Raw genomic sequence first — 20366 nt, 5'->3', positions numbered from 1 at the left:
AGGGCGCGTTCCTCAAAATTTTGTTCCAGAGGAACAGCGATGTCAAAACGCGTCCAGGCGAAGCACAAGCTCGATCGCCGCATGGGCCAGAACATCTGGGGCCGCCCGAAGAGCCCCGTGAACCGCCGCGAATACGGCCCCGGCCAGCACGGCCAGCGCCGCAAGGGCAAGATGAGCGACTTCGGCACGCAGCTGCGCGCCAAGCAGAAGCTCAAGGGCTACTACGGCAACATCACCGAGAAGCAGTTCCGCCGTTACTACGCCGAGGCGATCCGCCTGCGTGGTGACTCCGGCGAGAACCTGATCGGTCTGCTCGAGCGCCGCCTCGACGCCGTGGTGTACCGTTCGAAGTTCGTGGCGACCCCGTTCGCGGCGCGCCAGTTCGTCAACCACGGGCACATCAAGGTCAACGGCCGCCGGGTCAACATCCCGAGCTACCAGGTCAAGGCCGGCGACGTGATCGAGGTGAAGGAAGCCTCCCGCCAGCTCGAGATCGTGGTCGTGGCTTCGCAGCTCGCCGAGCGCGACGTGCCGGACTACATCGAGGTCGATCATCACAAGATGACCGCCCGCGTCACCCGGATCCCGGGCCTCACTGAGGTGCCCTACCCGGTGCAGATGGAACCGAACCTCGTCATCGAGTTCTACTCGCGCTAATTTTTCGAGATCGTCTCGGAATCTGGAAGGGCCGCCCCTCGGGGCGGCCCTTTCTCGTTTCGGCCTATCGTGGACTCCCGCTCGCCAGCAGGCGGGTCAGTTCAGCCGCCGGCCGCTCCCGCGAGAGGCCGACCGCCTGCCCGGACCAGAGCGGCGAGAAGTCGCCCGAGCCCGCCGCCTCCGCGGCCATACGCAGGGGCTGGAGCGCCACCGCCGCGCCGGGAAAGGCCGGAGCGAGCGGGCTGACGGGTCCGAGCTCGCGCACGGCGCGGGTGAGCAGGCCGCGGGCCGGGCGCCCGGTCAGCACGTTGGTGAGTGCCGTGTCCTCGTCGCGGGCCGCCGCCAGTGCCGCACGATAGGGCGCGGAAATGCCGGCCTCCGGGCAGCGCAGATAGGCGGTGCCGACCTGCACGGCGCTGGCACCCAGCGCGAAGGCGGCCGCGACGCCGCGGGGATCACCGATGCCGCCCGCCGCGATTACCGGCACATCCACGGCGTCGGCGATCTGCGGCACGAGGGCGATGGAGCCGACCTGCGAGGCGGCCGCGTCGGTGAGGAACATACCGCGGTGACCGCCGGCCTCTGCGCCTTGCGCGATCACCGCATCGACGCCGCGCTCCGCGAGCCAGCGCGCCTCGCGCACCGTGGTGGCCGAGGACCAGATCAGGCAGCCGGCGTCCCGCACCCGCCGCAGCAGCGGATCCGCCGGCAGGCCGAAATGAAAGCTGACGACTGCCGGGCGCAGCTCTTCCACCACCTCGGCCATCGCGGCGTCGAAGGGCGCGCGGTTGGCCATCGCCACCGGCGCCGTCGGGTCGAGCCCGAACGCCGCGTAGTAGGGCGCGAGGGCGGCCCGCCACGCGGCCTCGCGCGCCGGGTCGGGTGCGGGCGGCTCGTGGCAGAAGAAGTTCAGGTTGAACGGCGCCTCCGTCACGACCCTGATCGCGGCTACCTCGGCACGGATCTGATCGGGCGTGAGCGCGGCACAGGCAAGCGAGCCGAGGCCGCCCGCCCCGCTAACGGCAGCGGCGAGCGGCGCCTTCGGGCCGACCATGGGAGCCTGGATGATCGGATGCACGAGCCCGATCCGCCGGACGAAATCCGTCTCACCTGTCACGGCTGTCTCCTCACTCGCCCCAATACGGGTGACGGGACGAGGCCGGACGGTGCCAGATCCCGGTCAGCGGAGGGATCGTCGCCGAGGCGGAGCGTTACGCCCCCGGCGACGCCGGATGCTCCGCCGTCGCGGCGGCAGTCGTGCGCGCCGCCTCCTGCTTCAGGCGCTTGCGGTATTGCGCGGCGCCGAAGGGAAGGCCCGCGAGATAGGCCAGGCTCACCGCCGCCATCGCCTCGAACGGGAAGCTGATCACGAGGCCGAAGCCGACCACGACCACGAGGAAGATCGGCACCACGAGGTCGCGCGGCACGCGCTTGCCCCAGGTCTTGCCCGAGAAGGTCGGCACGGTGGAGACGACGAGGAGCGCGATGGCGAGCACGTAGACGAGGATCACCGGCCGGCCCCAGGCACTGAAATCGAGGCCGAGGAAGTGCAGGTAGAGCGGCAGCATGCCGGTGATGGCGCCGGCTGGCGCCGGCATGCCGACAAAGTAGTCCTTCTTCCATTCGGGGCGGTTGGGATCGTCGAGCATCGCGTTGAAGCGCGCGAGCCGCAGGCACATGGCGATGGCGAAGACCAGGGCGACGATCCAGCCGACGGATTTGAGGTTGTGCAGGGTGAAGCTGTAGAGGATCAGCGCCGGGGCACAGCCGAAATTGACGAAGTCGGAGAGCGAGTCGAGTTCGGCGCCGAAGCGCGACGTGCCCTTGAGCAGGCGCGCCACGCGCCCGTCGATCCCGTCGAGAACGGCGGCGACGATCACCGCGATCACCGCCGGCTCGAACCGGCCTTCGAAGGCCAGCCGGATCGCGGTCAGCCCGAGGCAGAGCGCGAGCAGGGTGATCATGTTCGGCGCGATCATCCGGAACGGCACCGGCCGGAACCGGCGCGGCCGATCGTTCGGGTCCGGCGCGAAGGGCGGGAACAGATCGTCCATGTCGTCGCTCGACTCGTCTCTCGACGTGTCTTTCGGCTCGTCGCTTCTCGGCATGTCGCTCTTCTGCAAAGAGATCAGATGCGGCGGAAGGCCCGCTCCGAGCCGCCACCGAGGTCGGCCAGTACGGTCTCGCCGGCCACCGCCTTCTGGCCGAGGCCGACGAGCACGCGGGTGCCGAGCGGCAGGTAGACATCGACCCGCGAGCCGAATCGGATGAGGCCGAAGCGCTCGCCGACTTGGCGGGACTCGCCGGCCGAGACGAAGCCGACGATGCGCCGGGCCACGAGGCCGGCGATCTGCACCACGCCGATGCGCACCGGCTGGCCGCGATGCGTCGTCTCCATGACGAGGCCGTTGCGCTCGTTGTCCTCGCTCGCCTTGTCGAGCTCGGCGTTGAGGAACAGGCCCGGCGTGTAGTGGATCTGCCCGATCTTGCCGGAGACCGGCACGCGGTTCACGTGGCAGTCGAACACATTCATGAACACCGAGATCCGCAGCATCGGCTCGTGCGAGAGGTCGAGTTCGGCCGGCGGCAGCACGGTCGAGATCAGGTTCACGCGCCCGTCCGCGGGGGAGACGATGAGGCCGTCGCCGACCGGCACCACCCGCTCGGGATCGCGGAAGAAGTAGCAGACCCAGAGCGTCAGGATCAGGAAGATCCAGCCGAAGAACTGCGAGAAGTAGCCGAGCACCACGGTGAGCACGATGCCGATCAGGATGAAGGGGTAGCCCTCCTTGTGGATCGGCACGAGCGTCCGGCGGATCGTCTCGATGAGGTCGGTCATGGGCTCCCGTTGGACTCCGGCGGGGCGAATCTTCCCCGCCGGATGGCAGGGGGGCGCGGTTCCGTCAACCGCGGGTTAGTGCACGGCTTCCGGCTCCGAGCGCCGTGCCTCTTCCAGCAGCAGGCGCTCGTCCTCGGCCCGCTTGAGCGCCTCGCGGGCGGCATCCGCCTCGCGCTGGCGGTTCCAGAGCGCGGCGTAGACGCCCCCGCGGGCGAGCAATTCGGCGTGATTGCCGCGCTCGACCACGCGGCCCTGGTCGAGCACGAGGATCTCGTCGGCGTTGATGACCGTCGAGAGGCGGTGCGCGATGACCAACGTGGTGCGGCCCTGGCTGACCCGGTCGAGGGCCGTTTGAATGTCGCGCTCGGTGAATGAGTCGAGCGCCGAGGTGGCCTCGTCGAGCACGAGGATCGGCGGCCCCTTCAGAATGGTGCGGGCGATCGCCACGCGCTGCTTCTCGCCGCCGGAGAGCTTGAGCCCGCGCTCGCCCACCGGCGTGTCGTAGCCCTCCGGCAGGCTCTCGATGAAGCGGTCGATCTGCGCGAGGCGGGCGGCCTCCCGCACCTCGGCCTCTGTCGCGTCCCAGCGGCCGTAGCGGATGTTGTAGCCGATCGTGTCGTTGAACAGCACCGTGTCCTGCGGGACCATGCCGATCGCCGCACGCAGCGAATCCTGGCGGACGGCGGTGATGTCCTGGCCGTCGATGGTGATGCGGCCGGCCCCCGGCTCGTAGAAGCGGAAGAGGAGGCGCGACAGGGTGGATTTGCCCGCCCCCGAGGGGCCGACGATGGCCACGGTCTTCCCGGCCGGCACCTCGAACGAGACTCCGCGCAGGATCGGCCGCTCCGGGATGTAGGCAAAGCGCACGTCCTCGAAGCGCACCGTCCCGGCCTCGACCTTGAGCGGGGACGCGCCAGCGCGGTCGGCGATCTCCGGGTTGCGGTGGAGGATCAGGAACATGTCGTCGATGTCGATCAGCGCCTGTTTGATCTCGCGGTAGATCATGCCCATGAAGTTCAGGGGCATCGAGAGCTGAATCAGCATCGTGTTGACGAGCACGAAGCCGCCGATGGTGGTGTTACCAGCCATGATGTCGCGGGCGGCCAGGAGCATCACCGCCGTCATGCCGACGGTGAAGATCACGGCCTGGCCGGCATTGAGCACGGCGAGCGAGACGTAGGTCTGCGTCGAGGCTTTCTCATAGCGTTCCATCGACGCGTCGTAGCGGGCGGTCTCGCGCCGTTCGGCACCGAAATACTTCACCGTCTCGAAGTTGAGCAGCGAATCGACCGCCTTGGAGTTGGCCTCGGTGTCCGAGTTGTTCATCCGGCGGCGGATGCCGATGCGCCAGTCGGTCGCCTTCCAGGTAAAGCCGAGATAGCTGGCGATCATCGCCGCCACGACCACCGAGTAGAGCCAATCGAACTCGTAGGCGAGGATGCCGAGCACGAGGACCAACTCGACGATGGTCGGCACCAGCGTCAGCACCATCAGGCGCGACAATTCCTCGATGCCGGAGCGGCCGCGTTCCAGCACGCGGGTGAGGCCGCCGGTCTTGCGCTCGAGGTGGAAGCGCAGGGACAGGCGATGCATGTGCTCGAAGGTCTGGAGCGCGAGCTTGCGCACGGCGTGCATCGCGACCTTGGCGAACAGCCCGTCGCGAACCTGCGTCAGCCCGGCCATGGCAATCCGCGACAGGCCGTAGAGCGCGATCAGCAGGAAGGGCGCCGAGAGGAGCCCGGCCGGCACCGCAGCGGCGGCGGCCTCCCCGGCGCCGTCCTTGGAGCCGATGGCCGCGACCAGCGCGTCGGTGGCCCATTTGAAGGTGAAGGGCATCACCATCGTCGCGGCCTTGGCGACGAACAGGAGGCCGAAGGCGAGGAAGACCCGGCGCTGAAGATCGACGCGGCCGTTTGGCCAGAGATAGGGCCAGAGCCGGCGATAGGTCGTCAGGAGGCCAGGGCGTTCGAGGGGCGCAGACGCGCCCTCCCCCGCCGGCACGGGTGCATTTGCCATGATGAGGTTCGAAGAGATCTTTCGGCGCCAGGCGGCCGTCGCGAGGCGCATATAGGCGCTCGCACCGGATCGCACATCCTCTTCGCGCCTCGGGCCTCCGCCCGTTCCGTCAGGTCCGGCGGTCCGGGCCGCTTTTGGTGGACGGCACGCTCGGCTTGGATTCGTTGTTCGGCAGCACGAACATCTGGCCGGGATAGATCCGGTTCGGGTCGCGGATCTGCTCTTGGTTGGCGTCGTAGATCACGGTGTAGCGGTTGCCGCGGCCATAGGTGCGCCGGCTGATCTGCCACAGGCTGTCGCCGCGCGTGATCCGGGCGGTGGCGACCTCCGGCACGAACACGGCCCCCCCCTCGACGCCATCCGGACGGCGCGGAGAGAGCGCGGCGGCTCTGTTATCCGCACCCGGCGCCGGTGCCGCTGCGGCCAGCGACCCGGTGCCGGACGCAGCCGGACGCTCCGGTTCGGTCCCTGCCGCGCCGCTGGCCCTGGCTGGGGGCGCCGCGGGGCTCGGTACGGCCCCCACCTCGCCGGATTTGAGCTTCGCCGCAGCCGGTGCCGTCGCGGAAGGCTTGCCCGTCGCAGCCGGTGCTGTCGTCTCGGCCGGGCTGTTGTCGGCGTAGCGCGTCGGCGGCACGCTGTCGGGATAGGCGAAGGCGACTTCGGCGCGGGCCTTCACCTTGCTGCCCCCCGAATCGACGGAATCGACGCGGATGCGGTAGGCGCCCGGCTTCACCCCGCGCCCGATCGTGAACGCCACCCGCCCGTCGGCTCCGGATTGTCCCGAGGCGACCATGGTGTCGTTGAGGTAGAGGCGCAGGCTGCTCCACGCCGTCGTCTGGCCGGTGACGTGCAGGCGTCCGCCCTCCTGCGCATCCACGCTGACGATGCGAAGGGCGCCCGCCCCGGATGCCGCCTTGCCGGCTCCCCGCGATCCCTCGGCGACTTTCGGCTCGGGCCCAGCCCGTCCGGGCGTTTCGGCGGCAACCGTGGCCGGCGGCTTGCCGGAGGCGTCCGGCGCGCCGGGTTGGGACAGAACCCGCGTCGGCGCGTCCGGGGCCGTCAGGGCGATCAGCGGCTTGGTGTTGCGCGCCTCGGCGACCACGACGGTCACGCTCTCGCGCCCCGGCAGCGGCTTTCCATCGGCGCCGGTGGCGCGCAAGGCGATTTCGCTCGAGCCCGGCGGCAGGTCCGGCGGCGTCAGGGCGAACTGCCCGGCGGCGTCGGCCTGAGCGCTGGCGAAGGGTTTTCCGTCGCGCAGCAGCTCGATGCGGCTGTTCGGTGCCGCCCGCCCGGCGATCACGCTCGCTCCGTCGGGTTCGACGCGCACGATGTCGAAGGTCGGCGTGCCGTCATCCACGCGCGGCTTCGCATCGGCCGCGCTCGGTTCTCCCGGCCCGATCCCCTCTTGCGAGAGGGCTCCGAGGGCGGCATGAGGGGAGTCCGTCGAGGGCGCCTTACCCGCGCGGTCGCCGGTCTGCGTCCCGGCCGAAGGCTTGTCCGGCGTGGCCGGTGTTTCGGCAGAAGGATTGACCGCTGCGTTGCGCTTGAGAAGCTCTCCGGTCCCGAACAACGCGACCACCATGGCGAAGCCGCCGAGCAGGCCCGCAATCGCGAGGACGATGCTTCGCCGTACCTCAGCCGTCATGGCCGCCTACTCCCGTACGCCACGGGCCGCCGCGGGCGCGCACGATCTGCCGCCGCGTGTCGAAAACCCGTCTAAATCCGGTGACATATTAACGAACATGAGAAGAACACCAAAGCTCGAACACGGCCGCGCGGTCGTTTCCTCGGCAAACTCAGCAATCTGTCGCTCGGATAAAGGCCCGGCCGTGTCCCGCCGTCGCGGTCGGGGAGGCCTGTGATGGTGCCGCTCACTTCCGTCTGCGTCTATTGCGGTTCCGGCTTCGGCGGTGATCCGGCCTTCGCCGACGCCGCCCAACGGCTCGGCACGGCGCTGGCCCGTCAGAGGATCAAGCTCGTCTATGGCGGCGGCAATGTCGGCCTGATGGGCACTGTCGCGAGTGCGACGCTCGAGGCGGGCGGCTACGTCACCGGCATCATCCCGGACTTCCTGAAGTCGCGCGAGCGCATGCTCGATGCGGTGCAGGAGACGATCGTCGTCTCCGACATGCACACCCGCAAGCGGCTGATGTTCGACCGCGCCGACGCCTTCGTCGCCCTGCCCGGCGGCATCGGCACGCTGGAGGAACTGGTCGAGCAGCTCACCTGGGCCCAGCTCGGCCAGCACCGCAAGCCGATCCTGCTGCTCTCGGTAAACGGCTTCTGGGACCCGCTGATCACCCTGATCGACCACATGCGCGCCCACGGCTTCATCCGCGAGGGGCTCGACCTGAACTACCTCGTCGGCGAGGATCCCGACCTTGTCGTGGAGACGCTGCGTGAGGTTCTGGGTCGGGTCGAGCCGGCGCCGCTGGCGGATGAACTGATCGAGAAGCGCTTCTGATGGCCGCCACGATCGAGCCCGGACAGACCATCGCCGGCGAGCACCAGGGCGAGTATTACGGGACGGTGCTGGCCCGCCTCTCGCGCAATGCCGCCGTCCAGCGCTACCTGGAAATCGGCGTTGCCTTCGGCGACATCTTCTCGGGCATCGCCTGCCGTCACGGCGTCGCCGTCGATCCGGAGTTCCAGCTCAAGACCAACGTCGCGGCCAACAAGGTCAGGGTCTCGCTGTTCCAGACGATGAGCGACGTGTTTTTCGCGAACCTGAACCTGCGCCGCCATGTCGGCGGCCGGATCGATCTCGCCTTCCTCGACGGCATGCACCTGTTCGAGTTCCTGCTGCGGGATTTCTTCAACACGGAAGCGATCTGCCGGCGGGATTCGATCATCGTGATGCACGACTGCCTGCCGGTGGCCGCGCCGATGGCCGACCGCGACCCGATGCAGGCCGGCATCCGCGGGCGCGGCACCCCGTTCGAGAATTGGTGGACCGGTGACGTCTGGAAGATCGTGCCGATCCTGAAGCGCTACCGGCCGGATCTCGACGTGATGCTCGTGGACGCCGCGCCCACGGGTCTCGTGATCGTCACCGGCCTCGATCCATCCTCGCGCACGCTCAAGACGAACTACGACGCGATCCTCGAGGAGTTCTCGCGGCTGCCCAACACGGCCGCCGAGATCGCGCAGGTCTATGCCGAGTACCCGATCGTGCCGACAACCGAGGCTTTGCGCCGCCTCGGTGGGCGCTCCTACGCCCATCGTGGCGGCTGGTTGCAGCGGCTGAAGGGCTGATACGCTTCAGCCGCTGCGCGCCTCGGCCAGCCATTCCCTAAGGTTCGGGCAGCCCTTCAGCCCGCCACCGTCCAGGTGGTGGTGCCGTCCTTGTTGTCCTTCACGCTCACGCCCAGGGCAGTGAGCGCGTCGCGCACCCGGTCGGAGGCCGCCCAGTCCTTCGCGACGCGGGCCGCCTTGCGCTCCGCGATCAGAGCCTCGACCCGCGCCACGTCGATCCCAGCCGCGCCGACCCGCTCCGCTTCGCGCTGCGCCTGCGTGACGGCCAGGAAACCCATCAGTCCCGCGCCGGCCTTAAGCGCGGAGGGGCTGGTGCCGGCAAGGCGATGCAATTCTCCGAGGGCCGCGGGCGTGTTCAGGTCGTCGCAGAGCGCCTCGACCACGCCTTCGGGCACCTCCGCGTCGGGCGCCGCTTCGCCGGCCGCCTCGTACCAGCGGTCCAGCATCCGGCTCGATTCCTCCAGGCCCCGCAGGGTCCAGTCGATCGGCTGCCGGTAGTGGGTCTTGAGCATGTTGAGGCGCACGACCTCGCCCGGCCAATCGTCCAGCACTTGGCGGATGGTGATGAAGTTGCCGAGCGACTTCGACATCTTCTCCCCCTCGACCTGCAGGAAGCCGTTGTGGAGCCAGACATGGGCCATCACGTCGGTGCCGAAGCAGCAGCGCGACTGGGCCACCTCGTTTTCGTGGTGGGGGAAGATCAGGTCGAGGCCGCCGGCATGAATGTCGAAGGTTTCGCCCAGATGCTTCCACGACATCGCCGAGCACTCGATGTGCCAGCCGGGCCGGCCGGGCAGGTCGATCCCGCAGGGTGAGGGCCAGGACGGTTCGCCCGCCTTCGAGGGCTTCCACAGCACGAAATCAAGCGGCGAGCGCTTGTAGGGCGCGACCTCGACCCGGGCGCCCGATTCCATCTCGTCGAGCGGGCGCTTCGAGAGCGCGCCGTAATCGGGCATGGAGGGGACGTCGAACAGAACGTGCCCTTCCGCCACGTAGGCGTGGCCGGCGGCGACCAGCCCCTCGATCAGCCGGTGCATCTCGGCGATGTGGTCGGTTGCCCGCGGCTCGATAAAGCGCGCCGGCTCACCCGCGCGGTTCACATCGTCGGCCATCAGCACGCCGAGGTCGCGGATGTCCCGGTGGAACTGTGCCAGCGTACCGTCGGTCAGTTCGCGGATGGTGATGCCGCGTTCGAGCGCGCGGGCGTTGATCTTGTCGTCCACGTCCGTGACGTTGCGGGCATAGGTGACGTGCGCCGGCCCGTAGAGGTGGCGCAGCAGCCGGAACAACAGGTCGGAAGACGATGATCGGCCGCGCGTTGCCGATATGCGCCGCGTCGTAGACCGTCGGCCCGCAGGCATACATCCGCACATTCGTCGGATCGATTGGCACGAAGGCCGCCTTCTCGCGGGTCAGCGTGTTGTAGAGGCGCAACATCGGCGTCATCGACTGCGTTCCTGCCGGGCTTGCCCGGCCTCCCCTGCGGCCTGTGCCGCCCTCGTCGTTTGTCGTTGCGGCCCAGCATCTTCCGCCGGCCGTCCCACGGCGCCGAACGGCACCGCTGCCACAGTGTCGCCGGAGCCGCCGGCCGCCGCTGTTGCGCTGCCGCGACGGTCGCCGCGCCAGGGTTGGGCTACCGCAAAACGGTGATGAATTCGAGCGGGGCGGCGGATGCGCGCTCCCTCAACCGACCGAAGGCGGACCGGCAAGGATTTGTTTACCGCGCCGTCCGAACACTCCGCACTCGAACGAACCCGTTCACAAGGTTTTCACCATGCGCCGCACGGTCGCCGCCCTCTTCGTCCTCGCCACCGCCGCCCTCCCGGCCATCGCCGGTAGTGAGCCTGCGCCTGCGCCCAAGCATGTCGAGAAGACGTTCCTGATTCCGGCTGAAGACGGCTACGGCGTCGGCGAGTGCCTCAGCGGCGGCCCGAGCGAGTGCGGACAGGTCGTCGCCAACGCGTGGTGCGAGTCGCAGGGCTTTGCCAGCGCCGCCAATTACGGCGTCGCCGCTCAGGACGAGTATACCGGCGCCATCGGCGACGCCGCTCCGGTGAAGAGCGCGCCGCGCCCGCTGCGCATCACCTGCCAGGATTGATTCGGCGGACGCGCTACTTCACGAAATCCGCGCATTTCGGCGGCGGCTCGGTCCCCCACGGCGCGAGCGGCACGGCGGAGGTGGAGTTCTTGGGCGAGCCCTGAACCACCTTGTCCGAATAGACCATGTAGATCAGCGTGTTGCGCTTGACGTCACAGCCACGCACGATCTGCATCGATTTGAAGATCAGCGAGCGGCGCTCGCTGAACACCACCTCGCCCTGTTTCACCTTGTCCTTGAACTGGACCGGGCCGACCTGCCGGCAGGCGAGCGAGATGTCCGAGACATCCTCGGCAAGACCGAACGTCCCCTTGATGCCGCCCTTCTCGGGTTGGGTGTACCAGCAGGCGATGCCGGCCACGGCCGGATCGTCGATGCCGTAGACCACGAGCTTATCGTTGGGTGTCAGCGGGCGCCAGACCGTCGACTTGTCGAAGATCCGGTCGGGCTCCTGGGCCCGGGCCGGGGCGGACGCGGCGAGACAAGAGACGACGAGGGCGGCGACGCCCGCGACGAGGCCGGTCGCGACCGAGGGGCCGCTCCCATTGGTGCCCGTGAGCCACATCATCGACGCAATCCCCTCAAAGCTAAGCCGCAGAGACGTGGTGTCTCTGTCCCGAAAGGGCGAGGGGCTTTAACACATGTCGGTGATCGCTTGTGCCGCTTCGTGCGGCCCGGCATCCTCACGCGTCCTTCCCCGCGACCTCCTGCTCGAGAATCCCAGCATCCGCACCATGCCGATGATCGGACCGCAGTTTCGCCGCGTAATCGGCGCCGCGCTCGCCGCGCTTGTCCTCGCTGGAGCGTGGCCGGCTGCGGCTGCGCCGGATGTCTGGGCATGCCAGCGCTACCGCACGGAACTCGCCAACCTCAACGCCAGCGCCTCGACCGCGTCGGCGCTCCAGAGCGAGGTCGCGCGTCTCGAGTCTTACTATCGCAGCCTCAACTGCGAGGGCGGCAAGTTCCTGTTCTTCGATACGCGGCCGCCGCAATGCGGCGCCGTCGAAGCGCGGATCCGTTCACTCAACGCCACCTATGGCGGTGGGGATGGCGAGGTCGTCGCCGCCCGCCGTCGGCAACTCGTCTCCGCCGTGTCGAACGCCTGCACCGGCCTGATCCCCGGCGAGGGACAAGAGGGCGTTTCAGGCGGCCAAACCGCCCGGGGCGGCCCGAAGGTCATTTGCGTAAAGACGTGTGACGGGTCCTATTTCCCGATGGGCAACTTGCCGGACGGGCGCGGCGGGGCCGATGAGATGTGCCAGGCGCTCTGCCCCGGCACGGAAGCGGTCGCCTACTCGATGCCGCATGGCGACGACGCCCTGAAATACGCCGCCACACTCAAGGGCAGCCGCGCCTACACGGCGCTGCCGACCGCCTTCAAGTTCCGCAAGAGCTTCACCGCCGACTGCTCCTGCAAGCAGGAGGGCCAGACCTGGGCCCAGTCGCTCGTGAAGGCCGAGAGCATGCTGGTGCGGCACAAGGGCGACATCTTCGTCACCCCGATGACGGCCGAGAAGCTCTCCCGCGCGCCCAAGGTGCGCCTGACCCTGGTCGGTCGAGCCGACCGGACCGCGGCGGGCCTTGCGGCCGACGCTGCCAGCCGCGATGGCGCCGTAGCCCCGGCCGCGAAGGACGCCGCCGAACAGGCCGAACAGACGGGCTCGACCGGCGAGAGCCGCGGCGCCATTCGCGTCATCGTGCCGAGCCTGCTTCCGCCCCCGGCCCTGACACCCATCCCCTGAGACCCACGCCGTCTGGCGCAAAGCCCGGTTTCGTCGTTTGATGAGCCGCAGACGAAGCAGCTGCCTCGACCGGTCGCCGTCGGATCTCGACGTAGAGCGATCGGGAACCAATCCGGTCAGCCCGTGTTCGGAACCGCCGATTGTGTTTTACGAGGCCGACTTCATGCGGATGACCCGCTCGCTGCTCCTTGCCGGCACCATGCTGCCCGCGCTCGTCCTGTCCGATCTGTCCGCAGCGCGGTCTCTCAGTGACGGCGGGCGGATCGAACTGGCCCAGCGCGAGGATGCCGGCGAGGGACCGCGCGGAGGTGGACGCGGACCGGGTGGTCCCGGCGGACTTGGCGGTGCCGGCCCGGCGGAGCGTGGCGGCGTCGAGCGCGGCGGCCCGCCGGCAAGGGAGAGGCCGGAAAGATCCGAGCGTCCGGAGCGGCCCGAGCCGCGCCAAGCGCCTGCCGCCCGTGAGCGGCCGGAGCCCGCCGAGCGGCTGGGTCGTCCCGAACGTCCGGCGGCGCAAGAGCGGCAAGAGCGGCCCGAGCGCCAGGAGCGTCCTGATCGCCAGGAACGTCAGGAGCGTCCTGATCGTCAGGAGCGTCCGGACCGGCCCGAACGTGCGGCACCGCCCCAGCGGCCCGATCGCTCCGAAGAGCGGCCGGCCGCGCCTGCGTCCCGCGAGCGCGCGCCGGACCGCGATGCACCCGCGCGGCGAGAAGCGCCCGAGCGCGAGGCGCCGGCCCGGCGCGAGACCCCGGAGCGGCCCGACCGTGATGGCCAGGACCGTCCGGGTCGTCCCGCCGGCCGAGAGGCCGATCGCCCCGACAGCGCCCCGAACCAGCGCCGGGCTCCGAACGCGCCGACGCCGCCCAATGCGGAACGCCCGGAGCAGCCGACGCCGCCCACGGCCACGAATCCGGCTCAGCCGAACACCCCGCCGAACCAGCGGCCCGGTGTTCCTGGCCGTCCGGCGACGCCGAATGTGCAGCAGCCCACCCGACCGGACCAGCCGGCCGCACCCTCCGCGACGCAGCCCGACGGCACGCGGGAGGCGCCCGGCGGTCGTACGCCGCCGAATCAGCAGCCGGGCGTTCCCGGCCGTCCGGTGGCGCCGAACCAGCAACCCGGTGTTCCCGGCCGTCCGGTTCAACCGCCCGATGCTGCGGCCCCGACCCAGCCCGGTGCCGTCCCGCTCGGCCAGCCGGCGCCGGCTCCCGGCACACAGCCGGATTCGCGCAGCCTCGATGATCGTCGTGACGGCGACCGACGCGATGACCGGCGCGGCGACCCTAATGACCGCCGTGACGGTGATCGCCGCGACGAAAACCGCCTCGATGACCGCCGTGGCGAGCGTCGCGACCGCTTCAACGTGCCCGGCACTCCGGCCTATGTGCCCGGCGGCTTCCGCGACGACGACTATCGCGGCCGCGACTACGACACGATCCGCCGCGACCGCCGCGAGTACGATGTCGATGGCCGGACCTATTACCGGGAGCCCGGCCGCATCATCGTGCGCGACCGCGACACCACCTTCATCCGCCACGACGAGAACGAGCGCTTCCGCACCATCTATGGCGACCGCGGCTATCGCAGCGAGCGGCGCGGCGGCGAGATCTACAGCTACGTCGACAGCCCGGCGGGCGGCCAGATCATCACTGTCGTGGACGATGACGGGCGGCTCCTGCGCCGCTCCCGTCGCTACCGCGACGGCCGCGAGGTGGTGATCATCAACAACGCCTATGGCGGCGCACCCCGGCCGATCTACGAGGACGTGGTGGAGCTGCCGCCCCCGGACATCCGCATCCCCCGCGACCGCTACGTGGTGGATTACGAGCAGGCGGACGAGCGCGCCGTCTACGAGGCGCTCTCGGCCCCGCCGGTGCAGAAGCTCGATCGGCGCTACACGCTCGATCAGGTGCGTTACAGCCCGCAGCTCCGTGCGCGGATGCCGTCGGTGGACATCAACACGATCACCTTCGACACCGGCTCCTTCACCGTCACGCCCGATCAGGCCAAGCGCCTCTCGACCATCGCCGAGGCGATCAACCGGACGATCAAGGACAATCCGCAGGAGGTGTTCCTGATCGAGGGCTACACCGATGCGGTCGGCTCGGACATCGACAACCTCTCGCTCTCCGACCGCCGGGCGCAGTCGGTCGCCTCGGTGCTGACGCAGAACTTCCAGGTGCCGCCGGAGAACCTCACCACGCAGGGCTACGGCGAACAGTACCTGAAGGTGAACACGCAGGAGGCCAGCCGCGAGAACCGCCGCGTCACCGTCCGCCGCATCACTCCGCTGCTCCAGCAGCAGGCGGAGGGGCAACAACCCGCTGCACCGCGTTAATCGAAGATCTTGAGCATCGTCCCGAAAGGTGGTCGCCGGCTTTCGGACAAGACGATGCAAGAACCGGAATCAAGAGCCTCGTCCCGGATACCCGATCTGGGACGAGGCTCTTGACCCTCCCCCACCTGCGGCGCAGGTGGGGGAGGGTTAAGCGTGAGCAACACGGGACGGCGATGGCGGACGACAGCGACCGGTTCATCGAGGCCGGGACGCCGACCTTTCGCCGGGCGACGCTCGCCCTGTTCGCGGCGGGGTTCTCCACCTTCGCAGTGCTCTACGGCGTCCAGCCGCTGCTGCCGATCTTTCACGACACCTTCGCGGTCTCCCCGGCCGAGAGCAGCCTCGCCTTGTCGCTGCCCTGTGCCACGCTCGCGATCGCGCTGCTGATCGTCAGCCCGCTCTCCGAGGTGTGGGGGCGCAAGCGGGTCATGGCAGTCTCGCTGTTCGCCTCGGCCCTGCTCACCATCGGCGCCGTCCTGATGCCGAGCTGGCACGGATTCTTGGTGCTACGGGCGCTCACCGGCATCGCCGCGAGCGGCCTGCCCGCCGTCGCCATGGCCTATCTCAGCGAGGAGATGCACGGCCGCGCCATCGGCCTGTCGATGGGGCTGCTCATCGGCGGCAACGCGCTCGGCGGCATGGTCGGGCGGCTGCTGGCGGGGGTGATCGCCGATCACGCCTCCTGGCGCTGGGGCCTCGGCATCATCGGCGTGCTGGCGCTGTTCGCGGCTCTGGCCTTCCAGTTCGCCCTGCCGCCCTCGCGGCACTTTCTCGCCCACCGGATGCGCTGGCGCGAGGTGCCGGGCACCTTCACCCACCATTTCCGAGACGCGGGCCTGCCCTGGCTGTTCTTCGAGCCGTTCCTGCTGATGGGCGGCTTCGTCTGCGTCTACAACTACATAGGCTTCCGCCTGCTCGATCCGCCGTTCTCGTTGAGCCAGACGGTGATCGGCCTGATCTTCATCGTCTACCTCGCGGGCACGGCGAGTTCGGCCATCACCGGCCACATCGCTGGGGTGCTGGGGCGGCGCAAGGTGCTGTGGCTGGCGATCCTGCTCGGGATCGGCGGCATCGCCCTGACGCTGGCGGACAACCTCGTCCTCATCATCGGTGGCATCATTGTCGTCACGGTCAGCTTCTTCGGCGCGCATTCGGTGGCGTCGAGCTGGGTCGGGCGCCGGGCCTTGACCGACCGGGCACAGGCCTCCGCAATCTATCTCTGCATGTACTATCTCGGCTCGTCCCTGCTCGGCACGGCGGGCGGCTGGTTCTTCCTGCATTACGGCTGGCCCGGCGTCGCGGGCTTCTTCGGCAGCCTCTACGTGGCGGCTTTGCTCATCGCGCTGCGCCTGACGCGGCTCGCGCCACTCCCGCCCACGGGCGGCTGACACGGCGCGACGTTGAGACGATCATACGACCCGATTGAGTTTCGCGTCATGCGCTCGTTATCCTGTTGGCGGAGAGGGAGAGCGCGACATGACCAGCGTCAGCACCTGCCTATGGTTCGACAAGGACGCGGAGGCGGCCGTCCGCCTCTACGTCTCGCTCGTGCCTAATTCGCGGATCGATCACATCCAGCGCGCACCCGGTCCCTGGCCCGGCGGCGAGACCGGCGAGCCGATTCTGATCGTCTTCACTCTGGGCGGGCAGAGCTTCCAGGCGCTGAACGGCGGCATGTCCGTCGATTACGGAACCGCCGCCTCCATCTCGGTCTCGTGCCGGGATCAGGCCGAGGTCGACCGCCTATGGTCGGCGCTCGCCGCGGAAGGCGGCGCGGAGATCGCCTGCGGCTGGCTGCGCGACCGCTGGGGCGTGCCGTGGCAGATCGTGCCGGAGAGGCTGCCGCGCCTCCTCGCCGATCGCGATCCGAACGTGGCCGCCCGCGTCTTCACCGCCATGCAGGGCATGGTGAAGCTCGACGTCGCGGCTCTCGAACGCGCCGCGGCTGGAGGAGAGCCGACGCCATGAGCCAACCGCTGAGCCACGACGCCCACACCGCGCATCAATTCGGCTCCCGCGCCGCCGATTACGTCGCGAGCGCCGTCCATGCCGCGGGCGAGGATCTCGCCGCTTTGGCCCGCTTTGCCGCCCTCCCCCATGCGGCCGTGCTCGATCTCGGCTGCGGCGGCGGCCACGTCACCTACGCGGTGGCGCCGCAGGTCCGTTCCGTCACCGCTCTCGACCTGTCGCAGGCCATGCTCGACGCGGTGGCGGCGGAAGCGCAGCGGCGCGGCTTGGCGAACGTCGCCACGCGGCAGGCCAGCGTCGAGGCGCTGCCCTTCGCCGATGCGAGCTTCGATGGCGTGGTGTCGCGCTACAGCGCCCACCATTGGGGCGACGTACCCGCGGCCCTGAGAGAGGCGCACCGCGTGCTGGCGTCCGGGGGGCGCTTCGGCCTCGTCGATGTCGTCCATCCCGGGCCGCCCCTGCTCGATACCCATCTTCAGGCCTGGGAGCTGCTGCGCGACCCCTCGCATGTCCGCGATTACGGCGAGGCGGAGTGGCGCCGGATGCTGGCGGAAGCCGGCTTCGTGCCCGGCGCCGTCCGGCGCTGGCGCGTGCGCATGGAGTTCTCGTCGTGGGTCGCCCGGATGGGCACGCCGGAGGCGAGCGTCGCCGCCATCCGCGCGCTTCAGACCGGCGCGCCGGAACCGGTGCGATCCCACTTCGGCCTGGAGGACGACGGCAGCTTTACCCTCGATGTCATGATGATCGAGGCCGAACCCGATGGGGTTTCGGATTAGGCGGTTTCGCCCGCGAGCCGCCGCACGGCACGCTCGCGCCCGATCAGCGGCAGCAGTGCCGCGAGGTCCGGCCCGTGGTCGAGGCCGGTGAGCGCGAGGCGCAGCGGCATGAACAGGGCGCGGCCCTTGGCGCCGGTCTCGGCCTTCACCGCGTCGGTCCAGGCCTTCCAAGTACCGGGGCCGAACGGCGCCTCCGGCAGCAGGTCGGCGGCCCTCGCGATGAAGTCGGGCTCGGCGATCACGGGCGTCACCGGCCCGTTCACCACCTGCCACCATGCGGCGGCGTCCGAGACGCGCCCGAGATTGGCCCGCACCGCCAGCCAGAACGGCTCGGCCGCCTCCGCTGGGACACCGAGGGCGGCGAGGCGTTCGCGCACCGCATCGAGCGGCATCTCGTGGACGAGGCGCGCGTTCATCCCGTCGAGTTCGGCCGGGTCGAACCGGGCCGGGGCGCGGGACAGGTGGGCGAGGTCGACGAGACCCGCCAGTTCGTCGAGCGAGGCGATCGGGCGCACGGCCTCGGCCGAGCCGGTCAGTACCGCCAGTGAGCGCACGGCGGCGGGCTCGTAGCCGGCTTCGCGCAGCGAGCGCAGCGAGAGGTGGCCGAGGCGCTTCGACAGCCCCTCCCCGTCCGCGGTCGTCAGCAGGTTGTGGTGGCCGAAGGCGGGGACGGCGGCGTCGAGCGCTTCGAAGAGCTGCACCTGCACGCCGGTATTCGTGACGTGATCCTCGCCGCGGATCACGTGGGTCACGCCCACCTCCGCATCGTCCACCACCGAAGGCAGCGTGTAGAGGTAGCTCCCGTCGGCACGCACCAGCACGGGGTCGGAGAGCGAGGCGCAATCGACGTGGCTCTCGCCCCGCACGAGGTCGTTCCAGGCAACGACGCGGTGGTCGAGCTTGAATCGCCAATGCGGCTGCCGGCCCTCGGCCTCGAACGCGGCGCGCTCGGCCTCGGTCAGCGAGAGCGCCGCCCGGTCGTAGATCGGCGGCAGACCGCGGCCGAGCTGGCGCTTGCGGCGGCGATCCAGCTCCTCCGGTGTCTCGTAGCAGGGATAGAGCCGCCCGGCCGCCTTCAGCCGCTCGGCGGCCGCGTCGTAGAGGGCGGTGCGATCGCTCTGGCGAAAGAACAGGTCCGGCTCGATCCCGAGCCAGCCCAGATCCTCGGCCGCGGCGGTGGCGAACTCTTCGGTCGAGCGCTCGCGGTCGGTATCGTCGAGGCGCAGCAGGAAGCGGCCGCCCTCGCGGCGCGCGAACAGCGCGTTCAGCAGCGCCGGCCGGGCATTGCCGATATGCAGGAAGCCGGTCGGCGAGGGAGCGAAGCGGACGAGGGGGGAAGCGGCCATGAAGCCGCTCTACCGAATTTTCGCAGGCGCCGCACCGTCCACGGGCAGTCGCGGCGTCAGTTCTTCGGCTGCGCGCCGGGCTCGGTCCGGCCGGGACGTCCAAAGATCCAGTCGCGCGCCGCCTTGACCCAGGACGGCTGGCCCTCTCGGCCGTCGCCGACCACCACCGTCGCGGTCATGCCCGCCACCAGGGTCACCTCCGGCGGCACGTGGTCGATGCGGATGCGCACGGGCACCCGCTGGGCGAGCCGCACCCAGGTATAGACCGGATCGACGTTCGGCAGGCCTTGCGTGCTCGTTGCGGCATTGGCGGTCGAGATGCCGAGCGTCAGGCTCTCCACCGTGCCCTTCAGCGAGGCGCCGTAGCCCATCAGCGCCATCTCGGCGGGGGCGCCGACGCGGATATGCGCCATCTTGGTCTCTTCGAAATAGCCGTCGACCCAGAAGGAATCGGTGTCGATCACCCGCGCGTTGGCGGTGCCGGTCTGCGCGTAGTCGCCGACCCGCAGCAGCAGGTTGGTGACGCGCCCCATTCACGGTCGAGCGCACCTGCGTACGTTCGAGGTTCTTCTTCGCCTGCGAAAGCTGCGACCGGGCGGTCTCCAGCGCCGCCTCGGCGATCTTGGCGGTGCCCGCGAATTGCTGCTTCTCCTCGACCGAGGTCGAAACCGTCGAAAGCGCGGCGCGCCGGGCCGATTGCGCCTCCTTTACCGAGAGGTCGGCCTCGCGGTTCTTGATCGCGGCCTCGGCCGAGACCACCGCCTCCTGATAGTCGAACGGGTCGATGACGTAGAGAACGTCGCCCTTTTTCACCTCCTGGTTGTCGGTGACTCGCAGCTCGACGATGGTGCCGGCGACCTGCGGGGCGATGTTGACCACTTGCACGCGGACCCGCCCGTCGCGTGTCCAGGGCGCCGTCACGTAGAACTGCCAGACGATGGTGGCGGCCACTGCCGCGAAGGCGAGGACGAGGCCGGTCGCGGCCAGCCGCAGCAAGCGGCCCCCTCGCCCACGCCGTCCGATCGGAATCGCCTTGGCCGGGCCTTGCGCCTTGGGCGGCTCGTCGGAATGCGTCGCGTCGGCCGGGATGTGATCCTGTTGCCGGCTTTCGGCCGGCCCTTCGTCGTCGCGTTTCACAGGAGCACCACCACGAGCGCGAGAAGGCAGACGTAGATCCCCGCTTCCGCCAGAGGCGGGTTGGCGACGAAGCGCCCGAAGCGGATCCAGCGGAACACGACCCGGAGGGCCACCAGCAGCGCGAAGGCGATCAGCGCGTAGGCGATGAAGGGCGAGACCAGAATTCCGCCGATGGCGAGGTCGTGCTGCATGGGAGA

17 protein-coding genes and 2 pseudogenes are annotated in these 20366 nt (G+C 69.6%); 9 read left to right on the top strand and 10 right to left on the bottom strand.

Going from position 1 to position 20366, the window contains the following annotated elements:
• Positions 1-39 precede the first annotated feature (39 nt).
• Positions 40-657, top strand: coding sequence for a 30S ribosomal protein S4 (rpsD, locus tag M2437_RS08405; protein ID WP_003603696.1), 618 nt, complete (start codon positions 40-42; stop codon positions 655-657).
• Between the two features lie 64 nt (positions 658-721).
• Here the strand turns inward: rpsD and M2437_RS08400 are convergent, their stop codons facing one another.
• From M2437_RS08400 to M2437_RS08380, 5 genes are all read right to left on the bottom strand, one after another.
• Positions 722-1774 (bottom strand): NAD(P)H-dependent flavin oxidoreductase, encoded by a 1053-nt coding sequence (locus tag M2437_RS08400; protein WP_253387110.1) that lies wholly within the window; start codon positions 1772-1774, stop codon positions 722-724.
• 94 nt (positions 1775-1868) lie between these two features.
• Positions 1869-2711 carry a CDP-alcohol phosphatidyltransferase family protein gene (locus tag M2437_RS08395; protein ID WP_003606209.1) on the bottom strand — a complete coding sequence of 281 codons (843 nt, stop codon included), beginning with the start codon at positions 2709-2711 and terminating at the stop codon, positions 1869-1871.
• Positions 2712-2785: 74 nt separating this feature from the next.
• A complete protein-coding gene (locus M2437_RS08390) occupies positions 2786-3496 on the bottom strand; it encodes a phosphatidylserine decarboxylase (protein WP_003606210.1) in 711 nt (236 codons plus the stop codon).
• A 75-nt stretch (positions 3497-3571) separates the two neighbouring features.
• Positions 3572-5512 carry an ABCB family ABC transporter ATP-binding protein/permease gene (locus M2437_RS08385; RefSeq protein WP_253387109.1) on the bottom strand — a complete coding sequence of 647 codons (1941 nt, stop codon included), beginning with the start codon at positions 5510-5512 and terminating at the stop codon, positions 3572-3574.
• 109 nt (positions 5513-5621) lie between these two features.
• Positions 5622-7157 carry a LysM peptidoglycan-binding domain-containing protein gene (locus M2437_RS08380; protein ID WP_253387108.1) on the bottom strand — a complete coding sequence of 512 codons (1536 nt, stop codon included), beginning with the start codon at positions 7155-7157 and terminating at the stop codon, positions 5622-5624.
• Positions 7158-7373: 216 nt separating this feature from the next.
• On the opposite strand from M2437_RS08380, the gene M2437_RS08375 reads away from it, so the two are divergent.
• Complete coding sequence (locus tag M2437_RS08375; RefSeq protein ID WP_012255786.1) at positions 7374-7976, top strand: LOG family protein; 603 nt, start codon at positions 7374-7376, stop codon at positions 7974-7976.
• Complete coding sequence (locus tag M2437_RS08370) at positions 7976-8767, top strand: class I SAM-dependent methyltransferase (RefSeq protein WP_003605959.1); 792 nt, start codon at positions 7976-7978, stop codon at positions 8765-8767. Before M2437_RS08375 ends, M2437_RS08370 begins: the two co-directional genes overlap by 1 nt.
• Before the next feature lie 56 nt (positions 8768-8823).
• Here M2437_RS08370 and cysS read toward each other — a convergent pair.
• Positions 8824-10213: pseudogene (gene cysS, locus M2437_RS08365) on the bottom strand (cysteine--tRNA ligase).
• Positions 10214-10541: 328 nt separating this feature from the next.
• Between cysS and M2437_RS08360 the strand changes: the two are divergent.
• Entirely contained in the window at positions 10542-10865 is a 324-nt protein-coding gene (locus tag M2437_RS08360) for a hypothetical protein (RefSeq protein WP_003605962.1), read from the top strand.
• A gap of 13 nt (positions 10866-10878) precedes the next feature.
• On the opposite strand, the gene M2437_RS08355 is transcribed toward M2437_RS08360, so the two are convergent.
• A complete protein-coding gene (locus M2437_RS08355; RefSeq protein ID WP_253387106.1) occupies positions 10879-11433 on the bottom strand; it encodes a CreA family protein in 555 nt (184 codons plus the stop codon).
• A gap of 73 nt (positions 11434-11506) precedes the next feature.
• Between M2437_RS08355 and M2437_RS08350 the strand changes: the two genes are divergently transcribed.
• The 5 genes from M2437_RS08350 to M2437_RS08330 all read left to right on the top strand — a co-directional run bounded on the left by M2437_RS08350 (position 11507) and on the right by M2437_RS08330 (position 17686).
• Positions 11507-12607 carry a DUF2865 domain-containing protein gene (locus M2437_RS08350; protein ID WP_253387105.1) on the top strand — a complete coding sequence of 367 codons (1101 nt, stop codon included), beginning with the start codon at positions 11507-11509 and terminating at the stop codon, positions 12605-12607.
• Positions 12608-12770: 163 nt separating this feature from the next.
• Positions 12771-14942 (top strand): OmpA family protein, encoded by a 2172-nt coding sequence (locus M2437_RS08345; RefSeq protein WP_253387104.1) that lies wholly within the window; start codon positions 12771-12773, stop codon positions 14940-14942.
• 173 nt (positions 14943-15115) lie between these two features.
• The gene (locus M2437_RS08340) at positions 15116-16330 is read left to right on the top strand and encodes an MFS transporter (RefSeq protein ID WP_253387103.1); all 1215 of its coding nucleotides are present in this window, start codon (positions 15116-15118) and stop codon (positions 16328-16330) included.
• A gap of 88 nt (positions 16331-16418) precedes the next feature.
• A complete protein-coding gene (locus M2437_RS08335; RefSeq protein ID WP_253387102.1) occupies positions 16419-16910 on the top strand; it encodes a VOC family protein in 492 nt (163 codons plus the stop codon).
• Positions 16907-17686, top strand: a complete 780-nt coding sequence (locus M2437_RS08330; protein ID WP_253387101.1) for a class I SAM-dependent methyltransferase — start codon at positions 16907-16909, stop codon at positions 17684-17686. Before M2437_RS08335 ends, M2437_RS08330 begins: the two co-directional genes overlap by 4 nt.
• Here the strand turns inward: M2437_RS08330 and gltX are convergent.
• The 3 genes and pseudogenes from gltX to M2437_RS08315 form a co-directional block, all read right to left on the bottom strand.
• Entirely contained in the window at positions 17683-19032 is a 1350-nt protein-coding gene (gene gltX / locus M2437_RS08325; RefSeq protein WP_253387100.1) for a glutamate--tRNA ligase, read from the bottom strand. The genes M2437_RS08330 and gltX overlap by 4 nt on opposite strands.
• 56 nt (positions 19033-19088) lie before the next feature.
• A pseudogene (locus M2437_RS08320) lies at positions 19089-20169 on the bottom strand (efflux RND transporter periplasmic adaptor subunit).
• Positions 20166-20360: a DUF1656 domain-containing protein gene (locus M2437_RS08315; RefSeq protein WP_012255798.1), complete on the bottom strand. Its 195-nt coding sequence runs from the start codon at positions 20358-20360 to the stop codon at positions 20166-20168. Before M2437_RS08315 ends, M2437_RS08320 begins: the two are co-directional and overlap by 4 nt.
• Between the last annotated feature and the right edge of the window lie 6 nt (positions 20361-20366).

This window comes from Methylorubrum pseudosasae, from assembly GCF_029504475.1.
Classification (GTDB): Bacteria; Pseudomonadota; Alphaproteobacteria; order Rhizobiales; family Beijerinckiaceae; genus Methylobacterium; species Methylobacterium extorquens.
Note: the sequence above shows the minus strand (reverse complement) of the source record. Positions and strands in the feature narration are given on the sequence as shown.

Bases quoted from the DNA above. Each gene is read 5' to 3' on its own strand.
- rpsD (WP_003603696.1), top strand. From the start codon at position 40: ATGTCAAAACGCGTCCAGGCGAAGCACAAGCTCGATCGCCGCATGGGC.
- M2437_RS08395 (WP_003606209.1), bottom strand. From the start codon at position 2,711: ATGGACGATCTGTTCCCGCCCTTCGCGCCGGACCCGAACGATCGGCCG.
- M2437_RS08390 (WP_003606210.1), bottom strand. From the start codon at position 3,496: ATGACCGACCTCATCGAGACGATCCGCCGGACGCTCGTGCCGATCCAC.
- M2437_RS08385 (WP_253387109.1), bottom strand. From the start codon at position 5,512: ATGGCAAATGCACCCGTGCCGGCGGGGGAGGGCGCGTCTGCGCCCCTC.
- M2437_RS08380 (WP_253387108.1), bottom strand. From the start codon at position 7,157: ATGACGGCTGAGGTACGGCGAAGCATCGTCCTCGCGATTGCGGGCCTG.
- M2437_RS08375 (WP_012255786.1), top strand. From the start codon at position 7,374: ATGGTGCCGCTCACTTCCGTCTGCGTCTATTGCGGTTCCGGCTTCGGC.
- M2437_RS08370 (WP_003605959.1), top strand. From the start codon at position 7,976: ATGGCCGCCACGATCGAGCCCGGACAGACCATCGCCGGCGAGCACCAG.
- M2437_RS08360 (WP_003605962.1), top strand. From the start codon at position 10,542: ATGCGCCGCACGGTCGCCGCCCTCTTCGTCCTCGCCACCGCCGCCCTC.
- M2437_RS08355 (WP_253387106.1), bottom strand. From the start codon at position 11,433: ATGATGTGGCTCACGGGCACCAATGGGAGCGGCCCCTCGGTCGCGACC.
- M2437_RS08350 (WP_253387105.1), top strand. From the start codon at position 11,507: ATGTCGGTGATCGCTTGTGCCGCTTCGTGCGGCCCGGCATCCTCACGC.
- M2437_RS08345 (WP_253387104.1), top strand. From the start codon at position 12,771: ATGCGGATGACCCGCTCGCTGCTCCTTGCCGGCACCATGCTGCCCGCG.
- M2437_RS08340 (WP_253387103.1), top strand. From the start codon at position 15,116: ATGGCGGACGACAGCGACCGGTTCATCGAGGCCGGGACGCCGACCTTT.
- M2437_RS08335 (WP_253387102.1), top strand. From the start codon at position 16,419: ATGACCAGCGTCAGCACCTGCCTATGGTTCGACAAGGACGCGGAGGCG.
- M2437_RS08330 (WP_253387101.1), top strand. From the start codon at position 16,907: ATGAGCCAACCGCTGAGCCACGACGCCCACACCGCGCATCAATTCGGC.
- gltX (WP_253387100.1), bottom strand. From the start codon at position 19,032: ATGGCCGCTTCCCCCCTCGTCCGCTTCGCTCCCTCGCCGACCGGCTTC.
- M2437_RS08315 (WP_012255798.1), bottom strand. From the start codon at position 20,360: ATGCAGCACGACCTCGCCATCGGCGGAATTCTGGTCTCGCCCTTCATC.